The organism is Acetobacter sp. DsW_063, assembly GCF_002153745.1.
In the GTDB taxonomy this organism is placed as follows: Bacteria; Pseudomonadota; Alphaproteobacteria; order Acetobacterales; family Acetobacteraceae; genus Acetobacter.
The window spans coordinates 1-9,875 of record NZ_JOPL01000097.1 but is presented as its reverse complement, the minus strand read 5'-3'; the positions used below and the strand labels follow the sequence as shown (position 1 = coordinate 9,875).

Genomic DNA, 9,875 nt, shown 5'->3' with positions numbered 1-9,875 from the left:
CAAAAAGCTGGGCACTTCGCTCCGTCATTCAAGGCATAACAGGCCCTACCGATAGCCGAGCAAAATTCAGACCTATTTCATTCGCACAAAACTGCGTGCGGCGGCTGGAACGATTATGGGTTCCAGCCGCCGTCAAATTTTTCATACCGTAATTCTGTTTATATACACAAAATCATATTCAAAAGAGGGAAACCGCTCTCAACAGACGTCCGCAGTGCAGCCTCTTGCCAACTCAGATCGAAAGCGACCTCGCCACGGCCGTCGCGACGTCCTTACGCAGACGCACCACCCCTCCATGGCCGTCCGGGTGCACCCGATTGGTCAGCAGAGTCACAAAACAATCATTCTTCGGGTCGATCCACAATGATGTTCCGGTAAACCCGGTATGACCAAATGACTCTTGCGAAAAGCGCTCTCCACGCGGCGTCGCATAACGCGAGGAGATATCCCACCCAAAGCCACGCTGTTCGGCGCGCCCAGCGGGTTGCTGCGGCGTGGTCATCATCGTCAGCGTCCCTCGCGAGAGCGGGAAGCGGCTGTCACGCCCGGCTCGGCGATCGAGCAGCGCCGTGGAGTACGTGGCCACATCCGTCGCTGTCGAGAACAGGCCAGCATGTCCGGCATAGCCGCCCATCCGGCGCGCCGTCGGATCATGCACGACCCCACGCAACATGACGCCATGTTCGTCGAACTGGGTCGGCGCCACCCGCGCGCGCGTCGGCGCCCCCGGCAACAAGGCCGAATCCTTCATTCCCAGCGGCGTCAGAATATGCGTCGCGGCGTATTCTGGAAGCGTTCTGCCGCTGATGCGTTCGACAAGAAAGCCCAAGGCTATGAAATTGATGTCGCTGTAGACGAACGTCTCACCGGGCGGGTGGATCGGCGCCGCAGCGACGACGCGACGCCACGCCTGCGCCCGCCCCGACCACGGCCGGTCGAGCGCGAGATCGGGCGGCAGGCCGGAGTAGTGCGTCAGCAACAACCTCAGCGTGATCGTCGCCTTTCCGTTGGCGGCGAAGTCCGGCAAGTAGCGGGCGAGCGGCTGGTCGACGTCCAACTTGCCCTGTTCGACAAGTTGCATGATCGCCAGAGCGGTGATCATGGGTTTGGTGAGGGACGCCATGTCGAACACGGTGTCCCAAGTCATCAGTTCAGCGACGGGCGTGACGGCGCGGCGACCGAACACGGCGCTGTGCACGATGCGGCCGGACCGCCCCACCGCCAGCACCGCGCCGGGACAGGCTCCTGCGTCGATCGCATCGCACACTGCGGCGTCCGCCGCCGCGAACGACGGTTCGGGAGCAAATGGCGGCGTTTCATGCACCCGCGACACACAACCTGCAAGCAGCGCTCCGGACGTCAGCAGGCCGGCCGCACGCAGCGCCCGACGCCGCTCCTGATTCACCACGCGCTCCATCACGGTCGGTCCGAAATCTTGTACGGATGCAGATCCTGAGCGTCGAAACTGAAATCCGATCCTAAAAGCTGGATCTTCATTCCTGTAATTTTACCTTCGACATCGCGCTCGAACTGCACGTAGCAATCGTCTTCGCCATCCTGACCGCGATTGTCCCAGCGTGCGACGAAAAGATCATGCGGCAACGCAGACAATGTCCCCGCCAGCCCGTCGGCTTTCGAGAATGTCAGCCGCAAGTCCCCTCCACGCCTGGAGACGAAAATATCCCCGCGCCAGTCGTCGCGATAGGCGCCGAGGTACTCCCGCTGCATATCCGCCGAAAGCTGATGAAATGGACGCGCGGGAGAACCGGGACCACGAACCAACGCCTGCTCAACGTTCGCCGCTTTCTTCGCGTCCTCTTCCTTTTTCCAATGCTCGATCCAGTCGTCGCTTCCGCCCTTCACAACGTAGGAACTCAGGGTCGTCGCTATTGAATAGGTTGCGTTGTGATCGTCGTGATTGGTCAGAACGACAATCGCGGTCCCGAGTTCGGGCAGGAAATTCACATAGCTGACCATTCCGTTGATCGTGCCGGTATGCCAGACGCGCCGCTGTCCGTAAAAATCCTCGATGAACCAGCCGTATCCGTAAGCTCGGAAATGCGTTTTTGTCGCCGCCGCCGTATCGGGCAGCGGCAGCAGCGCGTGCGGGGCCCAGACCTCGTCGCGCCGGGCGCGGGTGAAGATCTTCTTGCCCTCCGGCGTAACACCTCCATTGAGGTAGACCTGCGCCCAGCGGCTGACCCCGTCCGCGCTACACCACACGCCGCCAGCGGGCGCCACGGCGGGCAAACGCAACCCTTCGCGTAAGGGCAAGGGGCCGCCCTCCCCCTGCCCGGTCGCGACATCGGCCTCGTCACGGGTCGGGGGCGTGCTCTGGCATGCTGGCAGACCGGAAGCGTCGATCAGGCGCGACTGCAGAAACTCTTCCCAACTTTGCCCACTCACGCGTTCGATCAGAGCGCCCGCGACAACGTAAAGCAGATTATTATAGGCGTACGTCGTTCTGAAAGGAGCGGTGAACGGCATATAGGGTAACGCCGCGAGAACCTCCTTGCGCGTGAATGTACTGTGGGAAAACAGCATGAGATCGCCCGCCCCCAGCCCCATGCCGCTGTGATGGGTCAGCAGGTCGGAAATTCGAAAATCGCGCGTGATCCAAGGGTCCGATACGCGAAATTCAGGCAGATGATCGATCACGCGGTCGTCCCACCGCAACTTGCCCTCGTCGACCAGCACGGAAAGCGCCGTAGTTGTGAATTCCTTGCTGTTGGAACCGATCGCGAAGAGGGTACGAGCGTCCACCGCCGGGCTGGCTTTGTCTTCCGCGCGACGACCGTAACCGCGCGTAAAGACAATTTTGCCGTCATGCACAATGCCGATGGCGATTCCGGGAACGTCGAACGCGCGTCGCGTACGTTCAACGGTCGTGTCGATGATTGCCTCAGTCAACCCCGAAGGAAGACCGACCTGCCCAGTCGCAGCATGTGTGGGCGCTGCGATCGCGCAAGGTACGCCCACTGTCACGGCTACGGCCAAAAGCTCTCTGGAACGGAGATTTACCCACTGAAAAAACGGATTTGTTTTCATGTTGAGTTTTACAACCGCCCCTCAAACGTCACGATTCCGAAAAGATAGAGCATGAAACGACGCGGTCGCCCATCGCGAAACGCGGCTGCCTCTCAATTTTCGGCATTCATGTCGGTGGTGGTTCAGCGTGGCGGCACACGCCCGTATCAGGCGACACGCACCGCAACAGCCGGGTCAAACCGCCCGCAATCCACAGCAGCGGCGTTGCCGCAATTGCATAGCAGCTTCCCCGAAGCGGGCCATCGCTGTTGCATTCGCGGGCGGGAATTCGAGGGCCGCGGCATTTGTTCATCCCGCAGACAAACCGCTACATCGCCCTCCCCAACTTGGAGGGATGGCCTCCCCCCAAACGGGTTGGGACCACCTGCCCCAAGGCGGTTCGCGCGAGATCGGGCAATCGCCATACGTGGGGACGAAAAAATCCAGACGTATGGCAGATCTACCGGCGCTTAACGCTCAGGCGCGGCGCAGGTCGGGAGGTGTTGCTTCCTGAGCCAGCACATCGGCGGCTTCGGCGAGAGACAGAACCTGCTGTTCCGCGCCGCCAAGACGGCGCATGGCGACCGTCCGGGCCTCGGCTTCCTTGCGGCCGACCACAAGGATGACCGGAACGCGCGCAAGGCTGTGCTCGCGGATCTTCGCGTTGATCTTCTCATTCCGGACATCCGCTTCGACGACGAGACCGGCCTTGCGCAGCGTCTCCACGACTTCAAGCGCGTAGGGCTCGGCGTCCGAGACGATGGACGCCACGACGATCTGCGTCGGCGCCAGCCAGAGCGGAAACTTGCCCGCGTGCTGCTCGATCAGAATCCCGATGAATCGCTCGAACGAACCCAGAATGGCGCGATGCAGCATCACCGGACGATGACGCGCGCTATCCTCTCCGACGTAGGAGGCGTCCAGACGCTCCGGCAGCACCATGTCGACCTGCAACGTGCCGCACTGCCAGTCACGGCCGATTGCGTCGCGCAACACGAACTCCAGCTTCGGGCCATAGAAGGCGCCTTCGCCAGGGTTGTGCTCGTATTCCACGCCTGCGATGCGGCACGCGTCGATCAGCGCGCTCTGCGCCCGCTCCCACGCTTCGTCCGACCCAGCGCTTGCTTCTGGCCGGTCGGCGTATTTCACCCGAAACTGTTCGAACCCGAGATCGCGATAGACATCGGCAAGCATCGCGACGAAGCGGACCGTCTCATCGGCGATCTGGGCTTCGGTGCAGAAAATGTGTCCGTCGTCCTGCGTGAATCCCCGCACGCGCATAATGCCGTGCAAGGCGCCCGAGGGCTCATAGCGATGGCAGCCGCCGAACTCCGCCATACGCAGCGGCAATTCGCGATAGGAACGCAAGCCATGGCGGAAAATCTGCACATGGCACGGACAGTTCATAGGCTTGAGGGCGAGGGTCTTGTCCTCGTCCTCGACCGTCGCGATGAACATGTGGTGGCGATATTTGTCCCAGTGACCGGAAGCTTCCCATAGCGAACGATCGACGAGCTGCGGGGTGCGCACCTCGTCATACCCGGCGCGGGTCTGCGCACGGCGCATATAGTCCTGCAGCACGGTGTAAAGGCGCCAGCCCTTCGCGTGCCAGAACACCTGCCCGACGGCTTCTTCCTGAATATGGAAGAGATCCATTTCCTTGCCGATCCGGCGATGGTCGCGGCGCTCCGCTTCCTCCAGCTGCAGCAGATGGGCGTCCAGTTCCTTCTGGTCGCGCCATGCGGTGCCGTAAATGCGGGTGAGCATCGGGTTGCGATGGTCGCCGCGCCAGTAGGCGCCCGCCACCTTCATCAGCTTGAAGGCGTTCCCGACATCCGCCGTGCCGCGCAGATGCGGACCGCGGCACAGATCGAGCCATTCGCCCTGACGGTAGATCGAGATCTGCTCGTCTTCCGGCAGATCGCGGATCAGTTCCGCCTTGAACCGCTCTCCGCGCGCCTCGAAAAACGCTATCGCCTCGTCACGCGGCCATACTTCGCGCACGAACGAGGCGTTCGCCGCAACAATCTCGCGCATTCGCGCTTCGATGGCAGCGAAATCGTCCGGCGTGAACGGCTCGTTGCGATAGAAATCGTAATAAAAGCCGTTTTCGATGGACGGGCCGATGGTGACCTGAGTGCCCGGATACAGCGACTGCACAGCCTCAGCCAGCACGTGCGCCGCATCGTGACGGATCATCTCCAGAGCGGCTTCGTCCTTGCGGGTCACGAAGCGGATCGCAGCGTCCGCTTCGACCGGAAGCGCCATGTCGCGCAGCTTTCCATCGACCTCGATAGCGAGCGCCGCCTTGGCGAGCCCCGGGCCGATCGACGCGGCGATCTCCGTGCCCGTCACCGGTCCGTCATAGCGGCGCACGGTTCCGTCAGGCAGGGTGATGGCAAGCATGGTTCAAGCTCCGGTACATGATTGAAACCCACGGCGTATGAGGCCGGGGGCCACTGTAATGGCGTCAGCCGAGGGCGGAGACAACCCTATCGACAGAAAGAGTCGCCATATCGTTTACGCGGATCACAGTGACCTGTCCCGGCCGCACGCCCAGAGGGGCGGTGAGAGCGGGATCGCTTTCCGAGGAAAACAACGCTACGCAACGGGTCTCCATCGCCGCCGCCAGATGCATGGGGCCGGTATCGTTGCCTATCGCGAGCGTCGCTCGCGCCGATAGACCCGCGAGATCGGGAAGGCTCGTCTTCCCGGTCAGATCGAGCGCCTCCGGACAAGCCTCACGGATAACATGCGCCAGCGGAGCGTCGTCAGTTGAACCGACAATCACGGGCTGCACCCCCCTGTCCGCCAGCACACTGGCGACGCAGCCGAAACTTTGTGCGGCCCAGCGTTTTCCCGGTCGATGCGGCGCGGCGCCCGGTACGATCAGAGCATAGTCGCCCTCGATCATTGGTCCACCGACCGCCAGCCAGTTCAGGTCGGGCGACGGAACGTCGGGCAAGCCCGCCATGCGAAGCTGATCGCGCTGCCGCGTGCGGGTATGCATTTCATTACGAAATGGATTGGCGTGGGGCAGGCTCGCGCCGCGAGCAATGCCCGACCACGGAGGACGCCCCGCCAGAGGGTAATACCAACTCGATCGATTGGATGTCTGCAGATCGTACACCTGGTCGAATCCCCGCAATGCGACACGCAGGCGGTTCATTCCGCGGCGATCGAACAATTTGGGGCGGGCGTCGATTTCGATTGTATCGAACCATGGGCTGGCGGCAGCGATCTCGAGGAAAGGCCGCGTGCTCAGCAGCGTGATCGCCGTATCAGGATGATGCGCCCGGATCGCGGCGAAAGCGGGAAATGCCTGTATGAAATCGCCCAAGGCGCCCAGTTTGATGACCAGAATGCGCGCGGGCGCACTGGCGCGTTGCACAGCCGTCACCACGAAAACACCTCAGGGCGCTGGCTTCAGCGACATATTGTCCGCATCTCGACGCAGGGCCGGTCCCGCTGGAGAGCGCGAAACGGCAGTCGACGGCGGAGTGGTGGTTCGCACGGCAAACCCGACCGGCGCAGGCGAGGCAGTCGTTGACGCTGAACTGGCCGGACCCAACGCCGTATCCGGGTCGGAAGCCAGCAACGTCAGATCCTGATTCGCAGAATCCCCCTCGTGCGTATCGGGAGCCAGTTCGACCACACGTTCCCAGTCCTGACGCGCCCCCAGACCGTCGCCCAGACGCTGCCGGATCACGCCTCGCTCCAGCAATATGGACGGGTCGTCCGGAGAAGCGGCGGCGGCGGCGTCGATATCGACGTGGGCCGCCCGCAATCTGCCAAGCATACGCTCCGCCGTCGCGCGCAACAGACGCGTATCCGGCAGGTTCGCAGCGTCGGACGGTATCGAGGAAACATCCGACAGGACTTCCTCGCTCCGCCCCAGCCGCAACAGGGCCCGATCGCGCACCAGACGCAGAGGCGTCGACGTCGGAGCGAGTCCTAGCCCGAAAGCCGCCGACGCTTCCGCTCGTGAAGGACGCCCCGCCGCGAGCCACGCCCGCGCGGCGTCGGTGGCTGCGGCGGCCCTAGACGCGTCCGAATCGGTATCCACCGCCGCTGAGCCGCTGCGCGCCAGATCGTCGAGAATCGCTGCCGCGGCCGCAGGGTCTCCCATATTCACTTGCGCCAGAGCTTCGCAACGTTTCGCCGCCCACTCACGCCCCGCGACGCGATGGGAGGCTATATAATCGGATGTCTGTTCCGGATCGTCGTCCAGAAGGGCCGCGCATTCGGAGAAGATGAAGAGCGGCTGCGGCGCGTGCGACGGCCGCGCCGCATGCGCCGGCTGTCCGCTCAACGCGCCCAAAAGCGGCAAAACCGCGAGCGAACGCGCAGCGCTCCCCCCAACGACGGGGAGCCCGGTCACGCTCTGACGGATCGACAAGGAACAGACGGCCATATCGCAATTGACCGCGTCCGCCGCCTTCCGGTCAAGCATGATCGCGGCGGGCCTCCCGCTGCGAGGCGACGAATCAATAAAGTGTTAACGCATCGCCGCACAGCGGATGCAGCACGCGCCAGAGCGTGCTAGGGATCGAACGTGATGACTGCCTCCGCTTATCGTCCTGTGATTCTGCAAGTACTTCCGTCGCTTGACGCAGGCGGCGTGGAACGGGGAGCCTTGGAGATGGTCGAAGCCATCGCTCAGGCTGGCGGAAGAGCTCTCGTGGCGAGCGCCGAAGGACGACTCGTTCCACGGGTGGAATATTTAGGCGGACGCCACATCTCGCTCAGGCTCGGCGACAAGTCGCCTTTGGGCATTCTTCGCAACGCACGGCGGCTCAAGGCCCTCATCGCCGCCGAGGGCGTGACGCTGGTGCATGCTCGTTCACGCGCCCCCGCCTGGGCCGCGCGCCTCGCCTGCAGATCAACGAAGACGCATTTCGTGACGACATGGCACGGCGTTCACCATGAGAAATTTCCGGGTAAAAAAACCTACAACTCCGTTCTCACATCAGGCGAACGGGTCATCGCCATCAGCGACTACATCGCCAGGCGCCTGTCCCGCGACTACGGCGTCGGACCGGATCGCCTGCGTGTCATACCGCGCGGCGCAGACACCCGGCATTTCAATCCGGCGCTGGTTCGCGGCGACCGTATCCAAAACCTCGCCGAGGCATGGAACGTAGCCGCAGATCAGGCCGTCATTCTGATGCCCGGCCGCCTGACCGAATGGAAAGGACAGGCGCTGACGCTCGACGCGCTGGCGATCATGGCGCGGGAAAACTGGACTGACCGGAATTGGGTCTGCGTGTTCGTCGGCGACGGAGCCCGCGACAACGCATTCGCAGAGCGCCTCGGCGCCAAGGCGGCCTCGCTTGGCCTGACCAACCGCGTGCGATTTGGCGGTCATTGTTCGGACATGGCTGCAGCCCTTGCTCTCGCTGAGGTCGCCGTTGTGCCGTCGCTCCGCCCGGAGCCGTTCGGCCGCGTGGTGGTCGAGGCGCAGGCTATGGCGCGCCCGGTCATCGTAGCGGCTCACGGCGCCGCCATGGAGACGGTGACGCATGGCGAGACTGGCTTGCTGTTCCCTCCGGGAGACGCCCGCGCCTTCGCCGAAATGCTGGCGGGTGCGCTGTCCGCAACGCCCGAGCAGCGCGCAGCGATGGGCGAGCACGCGCGCCAGAACGTTCTGGAGCACTACACGACCGAAACCATGCAGCGCGCAACGTTGGCGGTATACGACGAAATTCTTCGTTCACAATTTGTAGAGGCGTGGGACGCCACGCTGTCGGGCGACGCCGGGAATCACACCAACATCGGCGTCGATGCGCGCGAGAACGTCGCAACGCCCGCCTTCACCGCCCAGATCGTCCCCGGTCAGGTTTATTGACGTCGCCTGGAATCGGCGCGTTGATCACACAGCAGTCACCGTCGGCAGCGTAATCGGCGAGGAACGATCGTCGGCACATGGCGTTCGGGGCATGGAGGTCGGGTCATGACAAAAACGGTCAAGCTCAAAAACGGCGTTGAAGTCCCGGCACTCGGCATGGGCGCGTGGAACATGGGCGACGACCCTCTACGCCGCATAGAGGAAATCGAGAGCATTCGGACCGGGCTGGATCTCGGGCTGCGCGTCATAGACACGGCTGAAATGTATGGAAATGGACGGTCGGAAGACCTGGTGGGCGAGGCCATCCGGGGACGGCGCAGCGACGTCTATCTTGTCACGAAGGTTCTACCATCCAACGCATCGAAGCGCGGCGTCGCACAAAGTTGCCGCGCTTCTCTGGAACAACTCAGGACCGATTATATCGACCTCTACCTGCTGCACTGGCGTTCCTCGATCCCTTTGAACGAGACCATCGAAGGCTTCGAGCGCCTGCGCGAAGAAGGACTGATCCGCGACTGGGGCGTCTCCAACTTCGACATCGACGACATGGGCGAGCTTTTCGGCGTCGATCAGGGCGAAAAGTGCGTAAGCAACCAGATACTATATAGCCTCGACCACCGCGGTGTTGAGTTCGATCTTCTGGGTGAGGACGCGCAGCGCAACGTTGCGACGATGGCTTACTCCCCCATCGGTCAGGGCGGCATTCTTCTTCGCAATGAAACACTGGCCGATATCGCCAAAAAGCACACGACGTCGCTCGGACAGGCGACCCCTGCTCAGATTGCGCTGGCGTGGGTTCTGCGTCGTTCGAACGTCATCGCCATCCCGAAAGCTGCGACGGTGAGGCATCAGCGCCAGAACATCGCTGCGCAGGAAATAACGCTATCTGATGACGACCTCGCAGCGCTCGACACGGCGTTTCCACCGCCGAGAAAAGCCATGTCTCTGGAAATGATCTAGGTTCAGGACCTATTAATGTATTGAATTGAGCGAGAGGTTG

7 protein-coding genes are annotated in these 9,875 nt (G+C 62.7%); 2 read left to right on the top strand and 5 right to left on the bottom strand.

All coding sequences use genetic code 11. The features are described from left to right. Window positions 1-232: 232 nt before the first annotated feature. From HK28_RS11865 to HK28_RS11845, 5 genes are all read right to left on the bottom strand, one after another. Window positions 233-1,417, bottom strand: coding sequence for a serine hydrolase (locus HK28_RS11865; protein ID WP_086644767.1), 1,185 nt, complete (start codon window positions 1,415-1,417; stop codon window positions 233-235). After that, window positions 1,417-2,997, bottom strand: coding sequence for a serine hydrolase (locus tag HK28_RS11860; protein ID WP_233140514.1), 1,581 nt, complete (start codon window positions 2,995-2,997; stop codon window positions 1,417-1,419). Before HK28_RS11860 ends, HK28_RS11865 begins: the two co-directional genes overlap by 1 nt. A gap of 507 nt (window positions 2,998-3,504) precedes the next feature. Further along, the gene (thrS, locus tag HK28_RS11855) at window positions 3,505-5,433 is read right to left on the bottom strand and encodes a threonine--tRNA ligase (RefSeq protein ID WP_086644765.1); all 1,929 of its coding nucleotides are present in this window, start codon (window positions 5,431-5,433) and stop codon (window positions 3,505-3,507) included. Window positions 5,434-5,497: 64 nt separating this feature from the next. Next, window positions 5,498-6,427, bottom strand: coding sequence for a glycosyltransferase family 9 protein (locus HK28_RS11850; protein ID WP_233140513.1), 930 nt, complete (start codon window positions 6,425-6,427; stop codon window positions 5,498-5,500). A 12-nt stretch (window positions 6,428-6,439) separates the two neighbouring features. Beyond that, window positions 6,440-7,480: a hypothetical protein gene (locus tag HK28_RS11845; protein WP_086644764.1), complete on the bottom strand. Its 1,041-nt coding sequence runs from the start codon at window positions 7,478-7,480 to the stop codon at window positions 6,440-6,442. Window positions 7,481-7,585: 105 nt separating this feature from the next. Between HK28_RS11845 and HK28_RS11840 the strand changes: the two genes are divergently transcribed. Both HK28_RS11840 and HK28_RS11835 read left to right on the top strand, forming a co-directional pair. After that, window positions 7,586-8,875 carry a glycosyltransferase family 4 protein gene (locus tag HK28_RS11840; protein ID WP_086644763.1) on the top strand — a complete coding sequence of 430 codons (1,290 nt, stop codon included), beginning with the start codon at window positions 7,586-7,588 and terminating at the stop codon, window positions 8,873-8,875. Between the two features lie 105 nt (window positions 8,876-8,980). Then, window positions 8,981-9,835 carry an aldo/keto reductase gene (locus HK28_RS11835; protein WP_086644762.1) on the top strand — a complete coding sequence of 285 codons (855 nt, stop codon included), beginning with the start codon at window positions 8,981-8,983 and terminating at the stop codon, window positions 9,833-9,835. Window positions 9,836-9,875: the final 40 nt, after the last annotated feature.

Excerpts from the sequence above, each read along its gene's own strand:
- HK28_RS11865 (WP_086644767.1), bottom strand. The coding sequence starts at position 1,417 with ATGGAGCGCGTGGTGAATCAGGAGCGGCGTCGGGCGCTGCGTGCGGCC.
- thrS (WP_086644765.1), bottom strand. The coding sequence starts at position 5,433 with ATGCTTGCCATCACCCTGCCTGACGGAACCGTGCGCCGCTATGACGGA.
- HK28_RS11840 (WP_086644763.1), top strand. The coding sequence starts at position 7,586 with ATGACTGCCTCCGCTTATCGTCCTGTGATTCTGCAAGTACTTCCGTCG.
- HK28_RS11845 (WP_086644764.1), bottom strand. The coding sequence starts at position 7,480 with ATGCTTGACCGGAAGGCGGCGGACGCGGTCAATTGCGATATGGCCGTC.
- HK28_RS11835 (WP_086644762.1), top strand. The coding sequence starts at position 8,981 with ATGACAAAAACGGTCAAGCTCAAAAACGGCGTTGAAGTCCCGGCACTC.